The organism is Vibrio sp. 10N.286.45.E10 (assembly GCF_002874195.2).
Lineage (GTDB): Bacteria > Pseudomonadota > Gammaproteobacteria > Enterobacterales > Vibrionaceae > Vibrio > Vibrio crassostreae.
In genome coordinates this window covers 769,401-792,695 of sequence record NZ_MCWD02000001.1, presented here as the reverse complement: position 1 = coordinate 792,695, position 23,295 = coordinate 769,401, and the positions used below count along the sequence as shown (strand labels likewise).

General features: G+C 45.1%; 22 protein-coding genes and 1 pseudogene. 9 read left to right on the top strand and 14 right to left on the bottom strand.

What is annotated here, in order from left to right; all coding sequences use genetic code 11:
* Positions 1 to 38 precede the first annotated feature (38 nt).
* A pseudogene (locus tag BCU34_RS03510) lies at positions 39 to 323 on the top strand (hypothetical protein).
* 99 nt (positions 324 to 422) lie between these two features.
* On the opposite strand, the gene BCU34_RS03505 reads toward BCU34_RS03510, so the two are convergent.
* On the bottom strand, positions 423 to 1,409 hold the full coding sequence (locus BCU34_RS03505) for a glycosyl transferase family protein (protein WP_258186864.1): 987 nt from the start codon (positions 1,407 to 1,409) through the stop codon (positions 423 to 425).
* 287 nt (positions 1,410 to 1,696) lie between these two features.
* On the opposite strand from BCU34_RS03505, the gene BCU34_RS03500 reads away from it, so the two are divergent.
* The 3 genes from BCU34_RS03500 to BCU34_RS03490 all read left to right on the top strand — a co-directional run bounded on the left by BCU34_RS03500 (position 1,697) and on the right by BCU34_RS03490 (position 3,457).
* A complete protein-coding gene (locus BCU34_RS03500) occupies positions 1,697 to 2,071 on the top strand; it encodes a hypothetical protein (RefSeq protein ID WP_102432614.1) in 375 nt (124 codons plus the stop codon).
* Between the two features lie 89 nt (positions 2,072 to 2,160).
* Entirely contained in the window at positions 2,161 to 2,760 is a 600-nt protein-coding gene (locus tag BCU34_RS03495) for a thiol:disulfide interchange protein DsbA/DsbL (RefSeq protein WP_102479111.1), read from the top strand.
* A gap of 202 nt (positions 2,761 to 2,962) precedes the next feature.
* Positions 2,963 to 3,457 (top strand): peptidylprolyl isomerase, encoded by a 495-nt coding sequence (locus tag BCU34_RS03490; protein WP_102479110.1) that lies wholly within the window; start codon positions 2,963 to 2,965, stop codon positions 3,455 to 3,457.
* 130 nt (positions 3,458 to 3,587) lie between these two features.
* Here BCU34_RS03490 and BCU34_RS03485 read toward each other — a convergent pair whose 3' ends face one another.
* A complete protein-coding gene (locus tag BCU34_RS03485; RefSeq protein WP_102479109.1) occupies positions 3,588 to 4,010 on the bottom strand; it encodes a c-type cytochrome in 423 nt (140 codons plus the stop codon).
* Between the two features lie 152 nt (positions 4,011 to 4,162).
* On the opposite strand from BCU34_RS03485, the gene BCU34_RS03480 reads away from it, so the two are divergent.
* Positions 4,163 to 4,804 carry a cytochrome b/b6 domain-containing protein gene (locus BCU34_RS03480; RefSeq protein ID WP_048658262.1) on the top strand — a complete coding sequence of 214 codons (642 nt, stop codon included), beginning with the start codon at positions 4,163 to 4,165 and terminating at the stop codon, positions 4,802 to 4,804.
* Between the two features lie 17 nt (positions 4,805 to 4,821).
* Positions 4,822 to 5,250 carry a MarR family winged helix-turn-helix transcriptional regulator gene (locus BCU34_RS03475; protein ID WP_048658261.1) on the top strand — a complete coding sequence of 143 codons (429 nt, stop codon included), beginning with the start codon at positions 4,822 to 4,824 and terminating at the stop codon, positions 5,248 to 5,250.
* A gap of 64 nt (positions 5,251 to 5,314) precedes the next feature.
* Here the strand turns inward: BCU34_RS03475 and BCU34_RS03470 are convergent, their stop codons facing one another.
* From BCU34_RS03470 to BCU34_RS03455, 4 genes are all read right to left on the bottom strand, one after another.
* The gene (locus tag BCU34_RS03470) at positions 5,315 to 6,181 is read right to left on the bottom strand and encodes a DMT family transporter (protein ID WP_057621756.1); all 867 of its coding nucleotides are present in this window, start codon (positions 6,179 to 6,181) and stop codon (positions 5,315 to 5,317) included.
* Between the two features lie 110 nt (positions 6,182 to 6,291).
* Entirely contained in the window at positions 6,292 to 7,389 is a 1,098-nt protein-coding gene (locus BCU34_RS03465; protein WP_102479108.1) for an alkene reductase, read from the bottom strand.
* Between the two features lie 14 nt (positions 7,390 to 7,403).
* The gene (gloA, locus tag BCU34_RS03460) at positions 7,404 to 7,781 is read right to left on the bottom strand and encodes a lactoylglutathione lyase (protein WP_102479107.1); all 378 of its coding nucleotides are present in this window, start codon (positions 7,779 to 7,781) and stop codon (positions 7,404 to 7,406) included.
* A 216-nt stretch (positions 7,782 to 7,997) separates the two neighbouring features.
* Positions 7,998 to 8,933 (bottom strand): LysR family transcriptional regulator, encoded by a 936-nt coding sequence (locus BCU34_RS03455; protein ID WP_102480740.1) that lies wholly within the window; start codon positions 8,931 to 8,933, stop codon positions 7,998 to 8,000.
* Between the two features lie 953 nt (positions 8,934 to 9,886).
* Between BCU34_RS03455 and BCU34_RS03450 the strand changes: the two genes are divergently transcribed.
* Both BCU34_RS03450 and BCU34_RS03445 read left to right on the top strand, forming a co-directional pair.
* Complete coding sequence (locus BCU34_RS03450; protein WP_102480741.1) at positions 9,887 to 10,498, top strand: magnesium transporter; 612 nt, start codon at positions 9,887 to 9,889, stop codon at positions 10,496 to 10,498.
* Complete coding sequence (locus BCU34_RS03445) at positions 10,498 to 11,487, top strand: efflux RND transporter periplasmic adaptor subunit (RefSeq protein ID WP_012604427.1); 990 nt, start codon at positions 10,498 to 10,500, stop codon at positions 11,485 to 11,487. Before BCU34_RS03450 ends, BCU34_RS03445 begins: the two co-directional genes overlap by 1 nt.
* A gap of 107 nt (positions 11,488 to 11,594) precedes the next feature.
* On the opposite strand, the gene cyoE is transcribed toward BCU34_RS03445, so the two are convergent.
* The 7 genes from cyoE to BCU34_RS03410 all read right to left on the bottom strand — a co-directional run bounded on the left by cyoE (position 11,595) and on the right by BCU34_RS03410 (position 21,345).
* On the bottom strand, positions 11,595 to 12,464 hold the full coding sequence (cyoE, locus tag BCU34_RS03440; protein ID WP_048669035.1) for a heme o synthase: 870 nt from the start codon (positions 12,462 to 12,464) through the stop codon (positions 11,595 to 11,597).
* An 8-nt stretch (positions 12,465 to 12,472) separates the two neighbouring features.
* Positions 12,473 to 12,784, bottom strand: a complete 312-nt coding sequence (gene cyoD, locus BCU34_RS03435; RefSeq protein WP_010439794.1) for a cytochrome o ubiquinol oxidase subunit IV — start codon at positions 12,782 to 12,784, stop codon at positions 12,473 to 12,475.
* The gene (gene cyoC, locus BCU34_RS03430; RefSeq protein ID WP_010439790.1) at positions 12,784 to 13,401 is read right to left on the bottom strand and encodes a cytochrome o ubiquinol oxidase subunit III; all 618 of its coding nucleotides are present in this window, start codon (positions 13,399 to 13,401) and stop codon (positions 12,784 to 12,786) included. Before cyoC ends, cyoD begins: the two co-directional genes overlap by 1 nt.
* Entirely contained in the window at positions 13,391 to 15,469 is a 2,079-nt protein-coding gene (gene cyoB, locus BCU34_RS03425; protein ID WP_048669033.1) for a cytochrome o ubiquinol oxidase subunit I, read from the bottom strand. The genes cyoC and cyoB overlap by 11 nt, the downstream gene beginning before the upstream one ends.
* 5 nt (positions 15,470 to 15,474) lie before the next feature.
* Entirely contained in the window at positions 15,475 to 16,371 is an 897-nt protein-coding gene (gene cyoA / locus BCU34_RS03420) for a ubiquinol oxidase subunit II (RefSeq protein WP_080585195.1), read from the bottom strand.
* Between the two features lie 742 nt (positions 16,372 to 17,113).
* The gene (locus tag BCU34_RS03415) at positions 17,114 to 20,212 is read right to left on the bottom strand and encodes an efflux RND transporter permease subunit (protein WP_102480743.1); all 3,099 of its coding nucleotides are present in this window, start codon (positions 20,210 to 20,212) and stop codon (positions 17,114 to 17,116) included.
* Positions 20,213 to 20,220: 8 nt separating this feature from the next.
* Positions 20,221 to 21,345: an efflux RND transporter periplasmic adaptor subunit gene (locus tag BCU34_RS03410; protein ID WP_102480744.1), complete on the bottom strand. Its 1,125-nt coding sequence runs from the start codon at positions 21,343 to 21,345 to the stop codon at positions 20,221 to 20,223.
* A 225-nt stretch (positions 21,346 to 21,570) separates the two neighbouring features.
* Here BCU34_RS03410 and BCU34_RS03405 point away from each other — a divergent pair, with 225 nt between their 5' ends.
* Entirely contained in the window at positions 21,571 to 22,185 is a 615-nt protein-coding gene (locus tag BCU34_RS03405) for a TetR/AcrR family transcriptional regulator (RefSeq protein WP_102432624.1), read from the top strand.
* Positions 22,186 to 22,227: 42 nt separating this feature from the next.
* On the opposite strand, the gene BCU34_RS03400 is transcribed toward BCU34_RS03405, so the two are convergent.
* A complete protein-coding gene (locus BCU34_RS03400; RefSeq protein WP_102432625.1) occupies positions 22,228 to 23,124 on the bottom strand; it encodes a LysR family transcriptional regulator in 897 nt (298 codons plus the stop codon).
* Positions 23,125 to 23,295: the final 171 nt, after the last annotated feature.

The window sequence follows — 23,295 nt, the reverse complement described above, 5'->3', positions numbered from 1 at the left end:
TGCCCTTGCCGATTTTCATTGTCTAAATACGGTTTACTATGTCTTCTCGAACGTATCTCTCTAACTCCTTATCTAAGTTAAAAAGCTACTTTAGCGAGTTATTGGATTTCCAATCACGCATTTGGGTGGTTCATATCTTTGAAGACTCTATTACCGATCAGTCATTTGTGATTAATGAAGATGGCTTTAAAGAACCGTTAGAGTGGATGAAGAAGCGAGCCTATCAAGCAGTAATGCTTGAATGAGTTGAGAAAATGAAAATTTCACAAGTCATTGAGATTCAGTTCGAAGACAAAATGCATCGATTGATGCGAGTGAAGTAGCTCTATTGTTTGGGCATTAGCAAAAAGCCCTTTGCTATAAATCAAACATAAAAAAGGCCAGCGCTCGCTGACCTTCTCTGATTGGTTAAAAACCATCATCTAACGCGCACAATACTCATGCCACAAGCGCACCGCTTTCTGATATGCCTCAGTTTTATCGTGCGTTTCTGCAAAGAGAATAGCTGTCATGCTGTCGACAACGGTATTCGCCATTAGCGCCATCTCTTCAGTCGACGTACCAAGTACACATTGACGAGGAAGTGGCAGTTCTAAGTTCATCATCTCTTCCCAGTAGAACGACTCGACTTTATCAGGAGAGCTCATCCACACCGTTTGGCTAACTTTAGGATTATATTCCGACTCACCGTTCATCCCTTTGAATGAAATCACCGAGTGGGATTTATTGCCAATGACATGCTCAACTTCCGCATGAAGTTGTGGGAAGCCAGGATGGAAACTACCACGCAGACCTAAACGACCACCACCGGGATTCAATGCTCGAACTACCGTGTTAATTGGTGTTCTTAATCCGTAACGGTGTTTCCAACCGATCATGGTTTGCGCTTCGGGAGCAAAGTTAGCTAGCGGTAAATAAGCAATGCCGTCTTGTTCAAGAATCGACTTAGCATGTTCAGGGTTCTCTGCACTTTGCACACCAACATCTTGCAAATGGCTTTCAACGTGTGTCCTACCGCTCGGTTTGTCCATGTAGCCATGCATTAAGACTTTATAACCACTGTCAGCGAGGATTTTTGCTGCCAGCAAGTTCCAAGGTTTACCACTGGCGTTATCGTTACGCTTACCTGCATAACACGGCCAATCAATATCAGCACCTAAATCTGGCACTCGAGATTGAAACGCTTTTACAAAGCCAGCGATCTCTTCATTGGTTTCATTCTGCACACGAATCAGCATCAGTAGCATAGCCATTTGGTCGTCGCCGACTTCTCCGCTTAAATACTCATCCATGATGCGGTAGGCTTGTTCGAACGATAAAGGCTTACGCCCTCTTTCTCCTCGTCCAACTGTACGAATACACTCTAAAATACTACTCATTGATTGTTTATTCTCTTCCGTTGATATCAATAAAATTCGCATACGTTTTCGATTCTATGATACCCGCAGTCCATTGCAAAGCGATTCAACAGCTGCTCCCTAATTATCAATACACGGATTGAGGTAAAATTAACGAATGCAGCGCACCTTGATAGGTCAAACAAAAATAGAACCCTGGCAAGTTTCATCGGGTTTGATTAGAGATGCTGAAACAAGTCGTGTATTATCGGAACGTTTGCACTTTACCTATTTTACGGTTAGCGGTTGCACAATTTTATTCGCACCAACACACGTTCATATACCAAGACTAAGAATTGATGCCAAAGTTGATTAACAAAATTTGGGTACACGCTTTCATGCTCTTCGCTATGCTAATGGCCACCATTAGTGTGGACAGCATCGCGAGCAGCAATGCTCTGCAAGCCCCCCAAGCTCAATCAACTTCTGCCAATAGCTTATCTTTCTCTGCTTCTAACATCAGTTCTGTAGAGAGCGCCCCAACACCTTTTTCCAGCGTACAATCCAACGTTGAGCACCACTGCTGTGGATCGGTCTGTCTACTGAAAATGCCACCACTTATCGTTTCTGAATCTTTCGAACCGCAGATTGAATCACTGGCACTGATAGAAAAAGAATCTTCGCACAAAGCGATTTTTGCACCACAAGCGCCATACCGCCCCCCTATTTCCTAATCGTTTGTCCCTGTTTGGCAATCTCTGCCACCAAGTTATAACAGCATTTTTGCTGTATCAAATGACATCCGAATTTAGGAAATTAACACATGAAAAAACTATTTAGCCTCTTTGCTGCTCTACTCTTAAGCGCTTCAGTAAACGCCGCACAATTTGAAGAAGGCACGCACTACAAAATCCTTGATGTAGCAAAGGCCGACAAGCCTGTCGTTACCGAATTTTTCTCTTTCTACTGCCCACATTGTTACAAGTTTGAAGGGGTCATTAAGTACCTAAAAGCAGACTTGCCAAAGTCAGCAAGCTTCCAAAAAGTGCACGTCGCTTTTATGGGTAACAACATGGCAGCGCCAATGGCGAAGGCTTACGCGACCATGGTTGCGCTAGACGCTGAAGAAAGCATGGTTCCTGCCATGTTTGCTCAGATCCATGAGAAGCAACAAACACCAAAAAATGAAGCAGAACTGCGTGACGTTTTCATTGATAACGGTATCAATGCGAAGAAGTTTGATGCAGCATACAACAGCTTTGCAGTGAACTCGATGCAAAAACGTTTCGATAAAGAGTTTGAGCAAAGCACACTAACAGGTGTTCCTGGAGTTCTGGTTAACAACAAATACATCGTGAAACCGGATCAAATCAAGAGCTACGAAGAGTACAACCAACTAGTGAATTACCTACTAACGCTCTAAGTCCGTTTTTCATCTCAAAGCCAGTGATTCATCGCTGGCTTTCTTATATATGAAGTCTCCCTAGCCACTCACCATTCCCATAAATCCGCTTGGGAAGCATTGTTAACTGGCATCCTCCACAATTTTTCATATACTGCACTCAAATAAGCTAACCACTGTGCTGTAGCCTTCAAAGTATTAACACTCAAATATTGGGACCTTTATGATCATTCTGACCACAAACTTTGGCGACATTGAAATTGAACTGAACCTTGAAAAAGCGCCAGTAACATCGAAAAACTTCCTTAAATACTGCCAAGATGGCTTCTACGAAGGCACGACATTTCACCGTGTTATTGAAGGTTTCATGATTCAAGGTGGTGGGCACACTATCGACATGACAGAAAAACCAACTCGCGCACCCATCGTCAACGAAGCAAACCGTGGCTTAAATAACGTGATTGGCTCTGTAGCGATGGCTCGTACTGATGCACCACATTCTGCAACGGCACAGTTCTTCATCAACCTTGATGACAACGATTTCCTCGATCACACCTCAACAACCAACGCAGGCTGGGGTTACGCTGTATTTGGTAAAGTATCGGCAGGTATGGATGTGGTAAACAAGATCGCAGCCGCGCCAACGACCATTCGTTGGGGACATGAAGATGTACCTTGCGAAGATATTGTGATTACTAAAGTCACTGTTCGCGACTAATTCACTCACGTACTTTTCCGCCCCTAGTGCATTCGAATTGATTGCACAAAGAAAAGAAGGCTGCGCGATAGGACTATGGTGGTAAGGGGTCGACTTTACCACCTATATTCAAAGCTCGTTGTTAGAATCGTTACCAACGAGAACGATAAGTACGGTGACACCCTTTACACGTCTTATTCGCAGAATTTAACCCTTGCTCTGCACTCAACAAGTCTTGTTCAACACTCGCTTGGTAAACCTCTGCAAAGCCTTGATTCATCTGCAACATCAGTTGGTTAAATTTCTCAGGCTTGCTCCAAACCTCCTTCTTGGCCTTACCTCCTGTATCAGCTTCAGCAAAACTCGCGTTCAAGACATCACCATGTTCCACCAACATTTCACTTAACTCCTCAACCTTTTTCCAATCTGTATTTCGGTTTCCTAATTCTGAAGACACTTGTTTATTGAGTTTTTCAATTGAGCTGAAAGCCTGTTGGCGATTATTCACAGCTTCAGTTGCAGCAATAGCCATTACTGGCGCGGCGATAAGTAAAGCGATAGTCAGTTTTTTCATAGTGTCACTCCTGTTCATTGGTCGGTTGATTTGTTGATCTTTCAATCGGGAATCGATGAGATGCATTTAATTTACACAACAATAGTTGCACACGCAACTATTGTTGTGTAAATTAACCTCACTTTGAAAAGTGACAAGCAGGAAATTGAACAATGAAAATTTGGGATCTACCGACTCGACTGTACCACTGGCTACAAGCCACACTATTCATTGGTCTAGCGGCATCAGGCTTTAGTGGCAATGGCCCACACATTTATCTAGGGCTAGCACTGTTTAGTTTGATTCTTTGGCGCTTGGTCTGGGGAATGATTGGTAGCGATACCAGCCGTTTTTCGCAGTTTATGAGCTCACCTCGATCTGCTTGGCTGTACTTACGAGGCCGAGTTCAACCTAAGCCGGGGCATAATCCTCTAGGTGCTTGGATGGTTGTGGGGATGATTACAACCTTATTCGCCCAATGCATAACTGGCCTAGCGATAGCTGGGTTCTTCGACACATTGCCATATTCAGAAATCATCATCACAGACGATGTTTTTGACCTACTCGGCACAGCTCATACTATTGCCGCACGTATGTTAATCGCTTTTGTAGCACTGCATTTATTGGCTATCTTGACCTACAAACTGCGTTCAAAGCCTTTAGTGCTCGCTATGATCACAGGCAAACAAAATCAATCGTTATCTACCGCTCATTCCGGAAATGGCACTCAATTGGCTTTCTCATCAAATAGAAAAGCATTGTTGGTGCTAATTGCATCGGTATTAGTTACGATGACAATAGTTGTTATGTCATAAGAATTAGGGGCTAACCAATGCCAGAAGAGTTTGATAGACAGAATAGTTTTGGATGGATGATCAATGTTATCGCCAACAAAGCGACCAAAGATTTCGACCTTGAGCTAAAGAAACACGGCTTAAGCATCGCATTGTGGCCAACCTTGATGTGTTTATGGGAAGAAGAAGGCGTTACCCAGCGTGATATTGCCGCTAAGTCGAAAGTAGAAAACTCAACGACAACACGAACATTAGATAAGTTGGAAAAGCTTGAACTGGTAGAGCGTAGAGTAGATCCACACAGTCGCCGCTCTTTTAGAATCTACCTAACAGAGAAAGGTAAAGCACTTGAAGAAGTGTTAATACCCATCCCTGTGAAGTTGAATGAAGAGCTAATGGCCTCGCTTGATGCAAAAGAGCAGCAACAGATGATCGGTTTACTTAAAAAAATGGTCGCAGCTGTCTAGATCAATAGCTCACGCTAAAGTAACCACTTAGAAACTGAATAAGACCCTCGCCCTGAACGAGGGTTTATTTTTTCCGCGACCATTTGATATAGCAAAACAGCGAAGCAATGATCACCGCTCCACCGACCAGCTTTTGTACCTCAACTGTTTCACCCAACATGCTGACACTCAGTAACAATGTCCACACTGGCTCAAGAATCATGATCAATGCCGCCACTTCCATGTTCACGGAGTGCTGACCGACCGTTTGCAGCAAGTAACGAATAGACGTTGCGATCACCGCAGATACGATAAACCAGAACACTAAGGTTTTGGTGATTTCGAACTCCGGCTGAGCTGTCATAGAAGCAAAGGCTAAACCACTCACACCCACAACAAACAATTGCACACAGATTGATGCGATAGGCTTAATATTGGTGATCACACGCTTGTTCATCACAAAGTGAATGGATAGCAACATAGAAGCCAACAAGAAGTAGATCTGACTTTGTTCAACATGCCAACCATTGGTGAGGGTAAGCAGTAACATACCAAGGATCGCGATAGGGAATGACATCCAAAATGCGCGATTAGGCTTTACTCGAAACAGAACCCAAGAGACGAATGGCGCAATGATCATCGCGAGGCTCATGATAAATGCCCCTTCCGATAAACTCTCCGTTACCGAAACCGCAAACACCCACACCTGAAGTGAGGCAGACAAGAGTAAGCCGACACCGCACAATGACAGGATCTGCTTAAATGAGAGATTGCGAATATGATGAATACAGAATGGCAGTAGAATCAGGCTCGCGACAACAAAACGCACACCAATGAACACAGGTCCCGGCATTTCCATGACCACAAGCTTAGATGCAATCCATCCTACCCCTGCCAGTAAAGTGGCACACAAGAGGTAAAGCTCGCCACGCATTGCTTTCACGTTCATCATTTTTATTCGTTCCAATAACAAAAAAGCAACCAGGCTCTGCAAGGTTGCTTTTTATAAACTCTCAACAGGATCAAGATACTATCTTAATACTCTGTTTCAGGCAGCAGTTTTTAGCCTGCGTATTCTGGGTAATCCGTTAAGCCTTTTTCAGCACCGCCAAACAGAGTATTTGGATCGTGCGGAGCTAGAGGAAAACCATTTTGAATACGAGCTGGCAAATCTGGATTTGCTACAAATGGACGACCAAAGCCAACCATATCTGTCACGCCTTCTGCGACTGCTTGCTCGCCACGCTCGCTGTCGTATTTACCTGCGTAAATCAGTACACCTTTGAATGCTTCACGAACCGCAACTTTGAACGCTTTTGGCGTTTCCGGCGCATCATCCCAGTCTACTTCTGCGATGTGCAGGTAAACGATCTTGTATAGGTTTAGGTACACGGCTGCCGCTGTGTAAGTTTCAACTGGCGTCGCGTCAACCGTGCCATTTAGCGAAGTAAACGGAGCAAGACGAACACCAACACGGTCAGCACCAATCGCTTCAACCATCGCTTCAACCACTTCACCTAAGAAACGCAGGCGGTTTTCAATTGAACCACCGTATTCATCGCTACGGTTGTTTGCTTCAGAATCAATAAATTGGTTAATCAAGTAGCCATTTGCTGCGTGAAGCTCAATGCCATCAAAGCCTGCTTCGATTGCATTAAGGGCTGCTTGGCGATATTGCTCAACCGCTTCTTTGATGTCTTCTTTGGTCATTTCACGAGGCTCAACCACGTCAACAAACCCCGGCTCATCAGTGCCGTTATCGATGAAGACTTTTACATTTTCCGCTTTGATAGCAGAAGACGAAATTGGCTGTTCACCACCGATGTTATCTGGGTGTGTTACACGACCGACATGCCAAAGCTGAGCGAAAATAACGCCGCCTTTTTCATGTACTGCATCGGTTACTTTTTTCCAACCAGCAATTTGCTCGTCAGAGTAGATACCTGGAGTCCAAGCATAGCCTTGGCCCATAGGTGAAATTTGTGTGCCTTCAGCGATGATCAAACCTGCAGAAGCGCGCTGAGCGTAGTAAGCCGCCATCATGTCGTTTGCTGAATTACCAGGTTGCGTCGCACGTGAGCGCGTCATCGGAGGCATAACAATACGGTTTTTAAGCTCAATGTTACCAAGTTGAATTGGTTGCAATAGTGCGTTTGTCATAATGGTTTCCTCGATTAACCTAGTTGAATCAGTTCGATTTGGTAGCCGTCTGGGTCAGTAATAAACGCGATATGAGTTGAACCGCCTTTCACTGGACCCGCTTCGCGAGTGACGTTGCCACCCAGCGATTTTATCTTGTCACATGCCACGTAAATATCTTCTACACCCAATGCCAGATGACCAAACGCGCTGCCCATCTCGTACTCATTCGTATCCCAGTTGTACGTTAGCTCGATAGTCGTGCCGCCTTGCTCATAGCCAACAAAAACCAATGTGTAGCGGTAGTCTTTGTTTTCATGGCGTTCAAGTTCCTTCATTCCCAATACCTTGGTGTAGAACTCAATAGACTTGTCTAGATCAGCAACTCGAATCATTGTGTGTAGGAATTTCATATTTCACCCTTTTTAAGCCCAGTAACCTGAGCCGATATAATCGTGAGTGGAGGTTATCCACTTCTTTGTTAGGGTTAATATACGAGCTGACAGCAAATAAATGAAATTATCATAAATTCTCATTGTGATAATTTTTTGTTATTAACATATTGACTAATACAAACTAAGAGACACAAAAAAGGGAAGCCAATGCTCCCCTTAGATTTCGACTCTCAATTAAAACCGCAAACGCCTATCTTTAAGCGTTTTCGACATCGTATCAGATGTATTAATCACTTGCTCTCGAAACCATTTATGAGCGGGGTCGCTGTTCTGCTTCTTCAACCAAATCAGGTAATGAGACATCGGCTGATATTCAAAAGGTGGCTTGAACAGCTGTAAACTTAACTTTTCTTGAAACTGCACGGCCATGGATAAAGGCACTACAGTGATGTAATCGGATTGGCTACACAGCAAGATATTACTGAACAGCGAACGCCCATGAAATACGATTTTACGCTGGGACAGATCTAAAGATGTGTAGTGATTCAAACTGCGAACTTTACGGCGAGTTCGATCTAAAACAGCATGTTTTTCGGTCATAAACTGAGCTTCATTGATTTCACCTTGAATTCGTGGATGCCCCTCACGACACACAATGGCAAAATCGCCCTGATACAAGGTTTCGCTAGCGATGCTAGGATGTTCAGGAACCAAAATATCGATCATCGCATCAAACTCTTGAGTCAGAAGATTTTCATAGATACGATCATCATTATCTGGTTGATCATAGACTTCAAGCGAGAGATTTTGATTTGGAAGAGCCGCAAAACTATTGAGCAATACCCACTGAAGGTGTTCAGGTGAAGAAATAACAAACTTACGCTCAGAAACTTGCTCATCAAAATTTGTCATCGATTGAAAGACACCATTTAACTCATTGATCGGTGCTTTAATTTGCTCATACAAGCTTTGAGAATATGCAGTAGGCACCACCCCCCGTCCTTTTCGGACAAAAAGCTCCTGCCCAATATCACTCTTTAAACGTGCTAATGCGGTACTGATGGTCGATTGGTTGGTACTGAGTTGATCCGCAGCTTTACTTAAACTGCCCTGCTCCATCACCGCAGAAAACACAGCAAGTAGATTGAAGTTGGGGATGTCGTTGCTCATATATCATTACTCGTTAGGCGACCATGAGCACCATGCTATCGTAAAAACGATAGAATGAAATAAGAATCCCTCGTTTAACGTCGAAAATTGAGGCGACATCTCGTCATGCCGCTCGTTTTAGGATGAAGGACCTCATCGTTCAACGACTATCAAGTAACAAAAAAGACACGATTGTCTCGTTTATCATGACACTGTGTTCAGCGTCGTTGAGATATACATTTGAGGAATTAAAGCTACAATATTTCAAATTCAGCACTCAACCGTAAACAGAAACGCATTTTTCCAGTGTTCAAAAACCTATTATCATTTATATGTCATCCATCATTCGTTTCTATTACTCCTTTTATTGTAAAAAGCGTGTAAAAAGATAAATTCTATCAACTCTCTTATTGATGCTTTTATTAGTCATTTCATTGATCCAAGCCAATTTAATTAACAATGTTTTAAAGCCGAATTTGAGCACTAGCAAATAATTCAACTTGCCGATTTTGCGCCATGCCAATTCATCGTAATTACGATATTATTAAATCGGTATACTGGGTAGATACTGCTCAAAACTCTTCCTATTATCCTGCCAGCAAATCAATTATTAGCCCAAACAGAAAAATGACAAATGTTTACTGTGGCATGTCAATTATCATGAAACAGCCCTCTATGGTCGAGGCGCAGCCCATAATAAAGACAGTCGCTACGAAGGTTAAGTCGATAGTCTAATTACCATTCTGTTTGCGTCTACTGACAAATAATAAGATTGATTTGTAAGGGAGCATATTCGCTTCTTGATACCGAGAATCGGTTGTCTGGACTGAGTAGTATCACTTTAAATAGCATCTATTACTTTTGTTTATTATGCGTACCAATCTACCCACATAATAGACATCTACTTTTTAAGATGTCATTAAAGGTCACTTCTAGGCTGCAAATTCTCTCTTCTTATTGATGTAGGTTGAGATATGAACTTTATAAAACTCGTTTTCCAGAAAATCTGGGCCATTGTAATGGTCTTGATTAAATTCTGCCTGTTTATGGCGGTGATGTTTGCTGGTGCATGGGCTCTTGCACCGTTAGGCACAATCCATTCTAAAGACATCGACATGTCTCAATTCAACAATCATCCCAATGAAATGATGATGAACTTCTTCCAGATGGAGTACTTCTCTGGCTACTTGTTCTCAGTGACCATTGCTGTGGTATTAGCCGGTGTTTACGGCATGTGGCAGTTGCATGAACTAGGTGTGCATAAAGCAAAAGAGCATAAGAGCGCTCACGTTCAGATCGTGTTTGCACTATCACTTTGCGGACTCTTCATCAGCAAAACATTCTGGGTGATCGCCTTGGTTATCGCATTGGCGAACTGGAAACATATTGGCCAATCACTGAGTGATGTAATTCGCCGTGGTGTACAGCCTAAACAAGATGCGACAAGTACAGAGGCCGCCGTAGTCCACGTATCACCTGAAGAATCGGTAACAGAGCCGTCTCAAACGAAACAATCTCCAGTAGAACAGTCTTCAGAAGCTCAGCCTTCAAAAGAAAAGACTCCAACAAATAAAGAGGTCGCATAATGAAAGAGATGATGATTCCATACATCCTAATTGTATGGTCACTGTTTGCGACAGGCGCACTTAAGAAGAATTTCAAAAACTACACATGGGCTGCCATTGGCGGTGTAACGATTCTTGCGGTATTAGCAGTTATCTCTCGCTTGTGGGCACCCGTTGATTTAACCAACTCAACCACAGTTAAAGCACCACACGCGGTGATGTCACCTATCTTTGGTCAGCAGATCGACCAAGTGCTTGTTGAACACAACCAAATGGTTAAAGAAGGCGACGTAATTTACACACTCGTCGACATTGATTCTGCCGCAGACAAAGCAAAGATCGAATCTTCAATTGTTCAGAAAGAAGAAGAGATCAAGCAAATGAATCGCGACTTAGAGCGCGCTGAAACGTCACCTGAAATCTTCAATATGCGTGACGTGGAAAAATACGACTCCGATCTTCGAGTGCTGCACGCTGAACTTGTGTCATTAAAAGCCGACTTGCAGAAAGTTAACTGGGCACAAGAGAAGAAAACCATTCGAGCTGAATTTGATGGCCAAGTCTCTATCGTGAACATTGCGGAAGGCTCGGTAATGGGCAATATGCACCTTTACAACACCAGCAAAAAGTTCTTAGAGATGCGCATCTCTGACCAAACATACGGCTATGTTCAAGTGGGTGACTTTGCTGAGTTCTTCGTAGACGCTTATCCAGGTCACGTGTTCCGGGCAAAAGTACACAGCTTTAATGCAGGTACCGGTGAGTCGAGTATTTCTCCACTTCAGGGGCCACAAAGTGTCGGTCAACACGTAGTAAGAAACGGCAATGGTTTAGGTCGTACTATCGTACTTGAGATCATCGAACCAGAAGGTTACAACATCCCGATTGGTTCAACTGGCGCGGCTTGGATCTCGGCTGAGAAGCCACACCCATTCTGGGGCTTCATTGATGTGATTGGCGCAGCAACCGTTCGCCTACAATCTTACAAGTCATACTTAGGGGCTTGGTAAACAAGTTACGCGTAAGAGTTGGATAGAAGATAAACAAAAATACCCCGCTCGTCGGGGTATTTATATTATTGGTGTGAACTGCTTGATAGGTTAATCTTGTTCCAACCTTACGAAAAAGGCAGTGGAATCAACTCCAGTCCAAGAACACCACTGATGCTCATTACCACCAGCAGGGACACCTTAAACACAGTCTTTGACCACTGAATGTAGTTGAGGCAGTCGACCTTACGGAACGTCACTTTGGTCCACATAAAGCAAACGGCTGCCGACACGGCTAGGTATTCATAACCCGCCTCTCCGAGTAAAAATAACCCCAGAGCAACCGCGCCAAAAGCGACCACATACGCTTTCATATGTTTGTGGGCCTTATCCACACCCTCTTTAACCGGTAAAACGGGAATGCCTGCATCTCGGTAGTCTTGAATGCGGAACATCGCAATCGCATACGAGTGTGGCATTTGCCATAAGCAGAACATAATGAACAGCAGAACGGCTTCTAAGCTCAGGTAGTTCGTCACGCCAAGGTAGCCAACCAATGGTGGAACCGCGCCAGAAATACTGCCCACTAAGGTGCCGTAAACTGAATTACGCTTGTACCACATGGTGTAGAAAAAAACGTAGAACACATAACCAAGCAACACCACCACCGCAGACATCGGATTAACGAATTGAAACAGCAACGCCGTGCCTGCCAACAACATGACTAACGCATAGATAAATGCGACGTCTGTGTTGATGTTGCCCTGAACCAATTCACGGTTCTGGGTTCGTTTCATTTTCTGGTCGATATCTCGGTCAAAGATGTTGTTGACCACACAACCTGATGCAATCACAAGTCCCACACCCGCTAATGTTGTCAGTAACAACATCGCACTGGCTGGTTCTGTTTTTGCGGCGAGGAAGAACCCCGCCGCAACAGAAATCAGGTTGCCGAAAATGATGCCCGGTTTGGTAATAGACAGATATCTTTTCAGCATACCCTAGCCTACAACTTCATGTTGACGTTCATATTGTAGATGATCCATACCGAGCCAGCGATAAGAATCAATACAACGATGGCGGTAAACATCAGTGACACCAAGTTCCAACGCCCATCGGAAGATTTCGCTTCCATATGCAAGAAGTACTTAAAGTGCACAAAGATTTGCACCAGCGCACAACCGAACAAGATCACGTAAGTTTCCGTGCTTGGTAGCGCATGTGACCACACGATGTAGAACGGAATAATGGTCAGAATTAGTGACGCAATAAAGCCTTTCACATAATCCGTTGCACCGCTGTCTAGATGCTGTTCCATTACATCACCCCCATTAAGTACACAATGGTAAATACACAAATCCAAACGATATCAAGGAAATGCCAGAACAAGCTTAAACACTGGAAACGCATCGACATGTTGTCGTTCAAGCCTTTGGTTGAAAGCTGGTGATACGCCACTGCCATCCAAATCAGACCAAACGTTACGTGCAACCCGTGTGTGCCAACCAAGGTAAAGAACGCAGAAAGGAACGCACTCTCTTGAGGACCATAACCTTCTGCAATCAAGTGATGGAACTCATACACTTCCATACAGATAAAGGCTAAGCCCAATACGAAAGTAACTTTGATCCATCGCTTCAGTCCCGTAACGTCTTTGCGCTTCATTGCAATCATGCCAAAGCCAAAGGTGATACTACTGAACAGCAGCATCATGGTTTCGACAAACACGAACGGCAGTTCAAAGATGTCTTTGCCTGTAGGCCCTGCGATTGAACCACTCTCAAGCACGGCATAAGTCGCGAAAAGTGTGGCAAACAGGACACAATCACTCATCAAGTAAACCCAGAAGCCAAACAACTTGTTACCCGCAGCTTCGTGGTGATGATCATGCGAGTGTGCAAGATCATAAGTGTGTGACGGAGTATTAGCTTGCATACGTCGTCTCCAAATCATCTTTATTGTTGTTATCACTGTCACCGTCAGCGCTGTTACCACGACCAGAGTTGTCGCCCTTCACTGACTGTCTCTTAGCTTCTTCAAGCTGTGCACGTCGAGCCGCTTCAATCGCTTTGATCTCTTCAACTTCCACGTAGTAGTCCACATCGTCGTTGTAGCTGTGTTGAATACACGTCACCACGATGCCCACTAAGCTTGCCGCCGCTAGCCACCAGATGTACCAAATCATTGCGAAGCCAAATGCCAACGCCCATGCAGACACATAAATGCCTGTCGGTGTATTCTTCGGCATGTGAATACGTTCGTATTCTTCTTCCTGAGTTGGATCAAACTCACCACTTTGCTTTTGATACCAGAACGAATCGATCTCATCGCCCTTAGGCAATTTTGCAAAGTTGTAGAACGGCGGTGGTGAAGACGTTGCCCATTCGAATGTGCGTCCGCCCCACGGGTCACCGGTTAGATCTCGGTTTTGGTCGCGGTCACGAACACTCACGTAAATCTGAACGAACTGACAAACAACACCCATCGCAATCACGCCCGTACCTGCAGCCGCAACCGCCAGTAGAGGGAAGAATTCAGGATTGATGTCTTGGCTCAAACGACGCGTCATGCCCATAAAGCCCAGAGCATAAAGCGGCAAGAACGCCATCAAGAAACCGATTATCCAGCAGTAGAATGCGCGTTTTCCCCAAAGTTCGTTCAGAGTGAAACCCGTCGCTTTCGGGAACCAGTAACCAATAGCAGCGAAACAACCGAACACTACGCCACCGATGATTACGTTGTGGAAGTGAGCAATCAGGAATACCGAGTTATGCAGAATAAAGTCTGCGCCCGGAACTGCCATCAATACGCCTGTCATACCACCCACCGTAAAGGTGATAAGGAAACCGACCGTCCATAACATAGGTGTGGTAAAGCGGATACGACCTTTGTACATGGTGAACAACCAGTTGAAGATCTTAACCCCGGTCGGGATAGAGATAATCATAGTTGCAATGCCGAAGAAGGCATTCACATTGGCGCCTGAACCCATGGTGAAGAAGTGATGCAGCCAAACCACAAACGCTAAAATAGTGATAGCCACCGTCGCCCATACCAGTGAGGTATAACCAAACAGTTTTTTACGTGAGAAAGTCGCAGTAACTTCAGAGAACACTCCGAAAATAGGCAAGATTAGGATGTACACCTCAGGGTGTCCCCATGCCCAAATCAGGTTCACATACATCATCACGTTGCCACCAAGGTCATTGGTGAAGAAGTGCGTGCCGATGTATCTATCCAAAGTCAGTAACGCAATGGTCACAGTTAGGATCGGGAAAGAGATGATGATCAGGATGTTGGCACACAGAGATGCCCATGTGAACACTGGCATCTTCATCATTGGCATAGACGGAGTACGCATGCGCAAAATGGTCGCAAAGAAGTTCACACCCGTTAGTGTGGTACCCACACCGGATATTTGCAGTGCCCATATCCAATAATCGACACCTACTCCCGGGCTTGCCTCAATGCCGGAAAGCGGTGGATACGCTAACCAACCCGTACGGCCAAACTCACCTAAGCCCAGTGACATGTTGGTTAGAATGATACCCACCACAAACAGCCAGAAGCTCAAGTTATTCAAGTAAGGGAATGCAACATCACGAGCACCAATTTGCAGCGGCACGATAATGTTCATCAAACCGATAACCAATGGCATCGCTACGAAGAAAATCATGATCACGCCGTGAGCAGTGAAGATCTGATCGTAGTGATGTGGCGGTAAATAGCCCGTCTCACCGGCTGCAGAAAGCAATTGCTGACTACGCATCATTACCGCATCAGCAAAGCCACGAACTAACATCACCATCGCAACCGCAATGTACATGAAGCCCAGTTTTTTGTGGTCTACAGACGTAAACCATTCATTCCAAAGGTATTGCCACTTACCTGCTTTAGTTACCGCGAACACCACTAAAGCACCCACCAAAGCAATCATGGTTAAAGTGACTACAATAATGGGTTCGTGGTAGGGAATTGAGTCTAGAGTTAATCTTCCAAACATGACGATTATCCTTGGGTTTCCGGCAAACAGTTCATTGAACCAGGGTGCTGGGTCACGACATCAGTGAATAAAAATGGTGGGATACTGGAGAAAAAAGTCACAGGTTCAGCAACACTTGGCGCAGCCAATGAACGGAACTGCTCCCAATCTTCAATACGGTCTGGGCTAGCCTTCACTTTTTCCACCCAGTTTAGAAACGCCACTTGGTCAGGCATTGCTGATGCGGTGAATTTCATTTGAGAGAACCCTTTACCACTGTAGTTCGATGCAAAACCTTTGAAGTCGCCTTCATGGTTAGCAATCAAGTTCAGCTTGGTCACCATTCCCGGCATCGCATAAATCTGCGAACCAAGACGCGGGATAAAGAACGCGTTCATGATGTTGTCTGAAGTCAGCTTAAACGTCACCGGTACATCTTTCGGGAACGCAACATAGTTAACCGTCGCAATGTTTTGCTCCGGATAGATGAACAGCCATTTCCAGTCCAGAGAGACCACTTCGATCACCATAGGCTTAACGTCACTCTCCAGAGGCTTGGAAGGCTCCAGTTCGTGTGTTGTTCGCCAAGTGATGGTGGCCAGAATCGCAATAATGATGATTGGAATCGTCCATACCACTATTTCAATCTTGGTTGAGTGCGCCCAGTCAGGTGCATACTCTTCTGTGGTGTTGCTTTCACGGTATCTATAAGCAAAGTAGATGGTCATCAGAATCACGGGGATGACGACAATCAGCATCAGCAACAGAGCAGTAATAATCAGCTCCTTTTCCTGAACGCCAACGCTACCTTTTGGGTCGAGCAATGCTGAGTTACATCCTTCGAGCATCAGGACGGTTCCCACCAAACCAATCCTCGACAGATTTGCTCTCGATAAAATGCGTTTATATCTTGAAGCTTCCATTAACTTTCTCGATGGTTATCCAGCCTCAGAACGAACGCCCGAGTACTGGTTGTCATGGTCATTAGAATATTTATGTGTTGAGCATGTGAAACGACGCATCTCAAAGCGAAACGGAATTAGCCACTATCTTGAACAGTCGACAGTTGAACCGTTGAACTGCCAAGTTAAAACGACAGTGCTGCGTAGCCGAAACATTGCCGCACGGTTAAAACCACACAAAAAATATGACTTAATTGTTACACTTTGAAATACATTGTTACATTTGGCGCATTATGAGGAGTTGAAATTGAAAGCTCACCAAACAAACTTGGAAACTAACCTTCCAGTTATGAAAGTAAGATGTGGGAAATTGATGCAATTCAGACGCACATCATATACGTGCCACACGAGTTGAGCCATGTGCGGAAAAGGATTAAAGCGAAACGGGAGAGAGAAAAGTAAACACGCAGTAGAAGCAACAATGATTGATTACATTAGAAAGAGCGAATTAAGTAAAGTGTGATGCATGTCAAATTTATGAATTCACATACGATTTTAAAGGTATTTAGAAAAGACATCACTTCAGACGGCAACCCATTAGATATTCGAATAACACACTACTTTTCATTGATAATAATGCCAGTGAGGTACCGAAAAACAATGGAAAAGATCGATCTAAAAAGCCGATTTGATGAGTATTTTGATGTATTTCAGTGAGTATTGCTCCCCTCAAAGGAGAGGAGTAATACTCATTAAAAAGGGGTTATGCTGTTGCTGTGACGACTTTCTTACGCTGATTTTTAGTCATTAAGTGATAAACCACAGGCACAAAGTAGAAAGAAATAAGCGTGGTTAATACCGTTCCGCCAACAATCGCGACCGCGAACGGAGGCCAGAAACCGCCACCAGCAATAATCAACGGCATAAAGCCGCCAACGGTTGTAATCGTGGTCGAGCTGATATGACGAGTACACGACATCACTGCCTCAACGACCGCATCCACATTACCTGATGAGGCTTGCTTATCGAGTTTCAATTCCGTCAGAATCACGATGGCAGCGTTAATCGCTAAGCCCGCAATCCCAAGCATGGCGATGATCACCGTAAAACCAAACGGATAACCGAAGATCCATACCGACAACAGCCCTAGCCCACCAGCCAGTCCTGCTACCATGAAGATGATGCTACTCATTCGGAACGAGTTAAACGACATCACCACCACCAAAACCATCAATACCACCACGACAGCGACATTCGAGATAAGGCTGTTGACTGAATTGTCACGCTCAGCCGATTCACCACCAAAACCAATCGTATAACCCGATGGCATTTCATAGCTTTCCAATCGTTTTTGGAACTCATTAAGCACGGTTTGAGGCAAGACACCCGCTTCAATGTAACCCTCAATGGTATTGACACGCTGCCCGTTACGACGAGTAATCGCACCACGACTGGTAGTCAGTTCAAGTTCAGCCAAAGTCGACACATTGATGCCCGTTGAGTAGACATCAGAACTGATTGGCAAACGAATATTGCTTAAGTGCGCCAAGTTTTCACGCGCATCATCCGCAACACGAACACGGATTGGCACCGATTCACTGCCCTCAATCACAGAGCCACTTTCACGGCCTGTAAGCGTAGTTTGCAGCATGCCAGCAAACTGATTGAGTGAGATGCCGTTAAGTTTCGCGGTGTCTTCATCGACCTTCAACCACACCTTAGGCGTACCTGGCTGCAATGTTTCTCGCGTATGAGTCACATGAGGCACACCTGCCAGAATCAAGCGTACATCTTCACCAATCGCTTTTAACGTATCGAGGTTTTCACCATAAACACGCAGCTCAACTGGCGCAGTAAATGGAGGCCCTTGATTAAGCTTTCGCACCAAGATTTGTGCTTCCGGCACCTCGTTATCTAACACCTTTTGCAACTCAGGAATCAGCGCATTGGCTTGGTCAAAGTTCTCTGTTTTCACCATGGCTTGCGAGAAGTAAGGCGCATTATTTTGCCTTGCCTGCAAGTTGTAATAGAAAGATGGGAAGTTTGCGCCCACCAGCCAATCGATACGTTCTACTTCAGGATAACGATGAATGATATCGTCGATTTTTTCAGAGGTATTCTTGGTCGCATAAATGCTCGCTTGCGGCGGCATGTACACCTGAATCTCAAACATGTCTCGATCTGATGGTGGGAAGAATTGCTCAGTCAGCTGAGACATAGTCCAATAACCAGTAAACGGTACCAACAACACCAGAGCAATCGTGATGATTGGATGCGTCACACCAAAACGGACAGAAGACGAGAACCAACGCGTCAAAGCCGGAATTCTCAAACCGGTCATGTACCAATGGTGCTGACCTTTCTTATCAACATCACTGAGCTGTTTCGGCAGTAACTTAGTCGCCAAGCCCGCAATTAGGGTATGTGAAATAATGTAAGAACCGATCAGTGAGAAAGACACAGTAATCGCAATACCACCGACAAACTCACCCGATGCACCCGGCATCAAAATAATTGGGGCAAACGCCAACACGGTAGTTAAGGTTGAGCCTAATAACGGCACCCACAAGTGCTTCAACGCATTCATGGTCGCTTCCGCTCTGTGTTGCCCTTTCAAGCGATATGCCTGAATGGTGTCAACCATCACCACCGCGTTATCGACCATGATCCCAAGCGCCACAATTAGGCCTGTCACCGACATTTGGTTAATCGGTACGCCAGTCATTTTCATGGTCGACAGGGTCAACAATGAGGTTAACGGCAGAGAAATTGCCACTAAGATTGCGGCACGCACGCCTAAAGTGACAAACAGAACAATCAAAATCAGACCGAAACCGATCATCAAGCTCTTACCTAAATCGTCTAAGCGAGTCTCGGTATAACCTTGCTGATTAAACAGCACCGTCACCTTAACGTTACTTGGTAACTCTTGCTCAAACTTGCCAATCAGAGCATTGGCTCGTGATGTCCAATTATCAACTCGCAGATCAGGGTGCATTCTTGCCGCGACAATCACCCCCGGCTCACCATCAATAATCGCAATCTGATCTTGTGGGGTTTTCTCACCACGTTTCACAGAAGCAATGTCTTCCATACGGATGATGTGACCATTGCTGTCAGTGGCAATTGGCACTTGCTTGATACGTTCAATGGAGTCCAGCTCAGACTCAATTTCCAAACCAAAACGGGAATAGGCACTGACCAATTCTCCCGCAGAATTCTTGGCGTCGGCCCCTTCTAGCGATTCAGCGATATTGGCACTCGAACGCCCTAGAGCAGCGGCATCAGCAGTTCTTAGACTTATTTGAATCTCTTCTTGTGGCATCCCATATTCATCAACAAACTCAGTACCCGACAAGGTTCGTAATCGCTTGGCTAACTCTTTGGCATATCGCCCTAGGGTTAATCGGTCAGGTTCACCCGCACCAGACCAAGTCAGGGAAGCGATAGTGGTAAAAGCGTAGGTATGGTCACTGTCGAGATCGGGAGAATGGGCACCCGCAGGTAAGATGGATTCGATATCAGACAGCTTGTCACGTGCTTGCGACCAAACGGGTTCAGGCTCGGTGATAGTGTCATCAAGCTCAAGCGTCACAATAGACACGCTCGGCCTTGAGGTTGAGCTCACCAGTTTAACTTCACTCAGTTCACGAAGCTTATTCTCGATAACCTCTGTAACCAAGGTTTCTACACGTTCGGCACTGGCTCCGGGAAAGCTGGTTGTGATGTTTGCATAACGGTTGATGATCACCGGATCTTCTGCGCGCGGTAGCGTCATGAAGGCTGAAATGCCACTCACCATCAGCAGCGCAGTCATCAAGATAAGCAATCGGGTATTGGAAATAGTCTCTATGATTTTCATACTATTCCCTATTCCGCAGCAGTGCTTACTGGCTTCACGGTTTGGCCCGGAACCAAGCGATGCAAACCACTCGCAATAACCTGCTCGCCATCCTCAATCGCACCACTCACGTATGCTTGTTGATTGTTCGCAAACAATACCTGAACACTTCTACGTTCAACCTTGTTGCCATCGCCAATCACAAAGATATTCCACACACCGCGCAAGCCATCAATCAATCCAGTTAAAGGGACCCAGTAGCCTTGCTCCTCAACTTGTTCATCAAATTGAAGGTAGGCCAGTTGCCCTTCTAAAACAGACGCTTGTTCGGGGAAAAGATAACGTAAGCCGACACTGCGGGATTGCGTGTCGACCATGGCTCCCGGATTCAACAGCTCCACGGCATAATCGTCACGTCCAACTCGAATACTAGGAGCAGAGAGTGACGTGACCTTTTGCATTTGATGGGCAGGAATACCAATAAAGGCTTCTTTGCCTTCCGTTGCCAATAGAGTGAGCGTCGGATTACCGACATTGACCACGTCACCTAGCGAGACAAATCGAGTGGCGATGGTGCCCGAATACGGCGCAAGAATCGTCGATTTAACCAATTTTAGGTCGTTACCTTTTACCGAGGCGTCAATGCGCAGTAAGTTAGCCTGTAACACACGTTGCTCACTGGTTAGTGAATCAATCTCCGCTTCGGCACTGAAGCCTTTCGCTTTCAATGAACGTTGACGTTTTAGGTTCGCCGCAACAAGGCTCAGTTGAGCTTTCACTTCTTCTGCTTGCGCTTTTAGCTGGCTCGATTCAGTCTGTAACAGTTGAGTGTCTAATCGAATAAGGGGTTGACCTTCGGTTACTGTGTCACCGACATCAACCAGAATCTCATTCACTTTACCTGCCAGCTCGAAACCTAAATTAGCTTGCTGACCTGCCTTAACCACACCAACATATTCACGCAGCACTGCATACGATGGAGAGCTTTCCAAAGCGACAGTTTCTACCGTTAAGACTGTCGACGCTGCACTATTCGATTCCGCTGCAGCATTATCTGCATCGGATGCTGTCTCGGCTTGTGTATTTTCACCACATCCGACAAGAAGAGTCGACAACGCCACTGCGACTGCGCTTCCTTTCATCAATTTATACATACTTCCTGTTCCTATGCGGTACTCAATCCTATTCTTTTTTAGACTAACCAAACCAAACTAGACTGTCTAGTTTGATTGTGTTAAAAATAAGTTTCATCGTTAATGATTGATAAAACCATCACAAAAAGCATAATGCTTAACGCAGAACGAAATGCATAATGCTTAACGCAGAACGAAATGCATTGAACTGAGCAACACCAAGTACCAAGCAATGAGAAACAGCACGTGACTAAAATCATCAAGAGTGAACAGAAGAGATCGCAGATCTTAACCGCAGCAAGCCAGCTTTTCTCTGAGCATGGCTTCAAGATCAATATGGATCAGATAGCCAAAGCGGCGAACGTTTCCAAGCAAACGGTCTACTCTCACTTTAAAAATAAAGACGAACTTTTCGAAACCTGCATGCAAACCAAGTGTGCAGAGCGCGAACTTAGCCCTGCTGCCTTTGATATGAATGCGGCGGTGGGTGATGAGTTGGTGAAATTTGGTGTGAAGTTTCAGGATTTGTTACTTGATGAACAGTCTCGACAAACCTTTCAGAACGCGGTGAGTCAATCCAACACGCACCCAGAAATTGCCTCTATTTATTTAGAAACAGGGCCACAGAAGACCACTAAGTTACTCGCTGATTACTTGCAGACAAAGATAGAGTCTGGCGACTTAACGCTCTCTTCTACAAGCTCGCCAATCATAGCGGCACGTCAACTGTTGCTGATGTTTCATGGTAAGTCGGCGTATTGGTCGTTCTTCGGCCACGATAGCGGCGAGTCAGAAGAAGAAAGGCTTCACTACACTCGTGAATGTGTCGCGCTATTCTTGAACGGCAACCAGCCTCGTTAATAGCTCATAACTCATAGTTCATAGTTAAGTTTCTCATAGCACTTAGTTCGCATTCTGGGCTGATTCAAGAAGCAGTTCGTAGAAACGTTTTGCGGCTGGGCCTGTCTTCGCACCTTTCGGCAGAGTCAGATGCAGCGGCACTTGATAGCCACTGCCATTTTCCACGTTCAACACAGTGAGCTTGTCACTTCCTCGGCTATCGACAATATGTTTAGGTAGCCTGCAATACCCTACACCCTGCTCTACCGCTCCAAAGGCGTGGTCAAAATTATCGACCGTAATACGCTGGCTCGACTTCAACCAACCCACATCCTTTTTCTCGCCCAGTTTTTCAACCGAGCCTAAATCTCTCACCACTATTTGTGGTAGCGACGACAACTGGTTGAGCGATATGGATGACACGTTAGCCAACGGGTGCGAACTGGCTACAACGGGCTCCATCTTGGTAAACCCAAAGGCTTCGGCCGAGTAATTGGTAATTGGCAGGTTGATGATGGCAACATCGGCTCGTTCTTGAGTGACCATTTCAGTGGTCTTCGACAAGGATGTTTCAACCACTTGGATTGAAGTGGTGTTGTTCTCTGCCATAAACGCAGCCATCGGCTTATAAAGACGCTCAAGGCAGCATAGGTGATCAACTGCGACCACAATTTCAGATTCCACACCCTTTGCTAACTGCTCACTGATCAGCTCAAGCTCTCGCGCTTGTTCCAGCATGCTGCTCGCCCTACGCAATAAGGCTTTGCCATCTTCCGATAGCACTGCCCTACGGCCTTCAACCTGAACCAAAGACACGCCTAGCTGATCTTCCAGTTTTCTCAACGCATAAATCAGTGTGGTGTGGCTCTTATTTAATTGCAGTGCCGCCGCCTGAATGCTGCCAGCACGGTCTATCTCATAGAGTGTTTGCCATTGGTCGAGGGTGGTCTTTAATCTCATCGGTCTAAAATCCTGACAGTTAATGGCAATATTATGAACTTTCCTGTCTGTTTTTTACAGGTAATATCTATTTCAACAGGCAATATAAATCTCAACAACAAACGAGAATGTCTTGTTTGTCTTAAACACCTATTTTTCAGCGGATTTTGTTAAACGAAATTTGTTAAACGG

Coding starts and splice junctions, on each gene's coding strand:
- cyoE (WP_048669035.1), bottom strand. CDS start 12,464: ATGCTGAAAAGATATCTGTCTATTACCAAACCGGGCATCATTTTCGGC.
- gloA (WP_102479107.1), bottom strand. CDS start 7,781: ATGAAATTCCTACACACAATGATTCGAGTTGCTGATCTAGACAAGTCT.
- cyoA (WP_080585195.1), bottom strand. CDS start 16,371: ATGGAAGCTTCAAGATATAAACGCATTTTATCGAGAGCAAATCTGTCG.
- BCU34_RS03490 (WP_102479110.1), top strand. CDS start 2,963: ATGATCATTCTGACCACAAACTTTGGCGACATTGAAATTGAACTGAAC.
- BCU34_RS03465 (WP_102479108.1), bottom strand. CDS start 7,389: ATGACAAACGCACTATTGCAACCAATTCAACTTGGTAACATTGAGCTT.
- cyoD (WP_010439794.1), bottom strand. CDS start 12,784: ATGGAACAGCATCTAGACAGCGGTGCAACGGATTATGTGAAAGGCTTT.
- BCU34_RS03415 (WP_102480743.1), bottom strand. CDS start 20,212: ATGAAAATCATAGAGACTATTTCCAATACCCGATTGCTTATCTTGATG.
- cyoB (WP_048669033.1), bottom strand. CDS start 15,469: ATGTTTGGAAGATTAACTCTAGACTCAATTCCCTACCACGAACCCATT.
- BCU34_RS03400 (WP_102432625.1), bottom strand. CDS start 23,124: ATGAGATTAAAGACCACCCTCGACCAATGGCAAACACTCTATGAGATA.
- BCU34_RS03410 (WP_102480744.1), bottom strand. CDS start 21,345: ATGTATAAATTGATGAAAGGAAGCGCAGTCGCAGTGGCGTTGTCGACT.
- cyoC (WP_010439790.1), bottom strand. CDS start 13,401: ATGCAAGCTAATACTCCGTCACACACTTATGATCTTGCACACTCGCAT.
- BCU34_RS03500 (WP_102432614.1), top strand. CDS start 1,697: ATGCCAAAGTTGATTAACAAAATTTGGGTACACGCTTTCATGCTCTTC.
- BCU34_RS03475 (WP_048658261.1), top strand. CDS start 4,822: ATGCCAGAAGAGTTTGATAGACAGAATAGTTTTGGATGGATGATCAAT.
- BCU34_RS03450 (WP_102480741.1), top strand. CDS start 9,887: ATGAACTTTATAAAACTCGTTTTCCAGAAAATCTGGGCCATTGTAATG.
- BCU34_RS03495 (WP_102479111.1), top strand. CDS start 2,161: ATGAAAAAACTATTTAGCCTCTTTGCTGCTCTACTCTTAAGCGCTTCA.
- BCU34_RS03480 (WP_048658262.1), top strand. CDS start 4,163: ATGAAAATTTGGGATCTACCGACTCGACTGTACCACTGGCTACAAGCC.
- BCU34_RS03445 (WP_012604427.1), top strand. CDS start 10,498: ATGAAAGAGATGATGATTCCATACATCCTAATTGTATGGTCACTGTTT.
- BCU34_RS03485 (WP_102479109.1), bottom strand. CDS start 4,010: ATGAAAAAACTGACTATCGCTTTACTTATCGCCGCGCCAGTAATGGCT.
- BCU34_RS03470 (WP_057621756.1), bottom strand. CDS start 6,181: ATGATGAACGTGAAAGCAATGCGTGGCGAGCTTTACCTCTTGTGTGCC.
- BCU34_RS03455 (WP_102480740.1), bottom strand. CDS start 8,933: ATGAGCAACGACATCCCCAACTTCAATCTACTTGCTGTGTTTTCTGCG.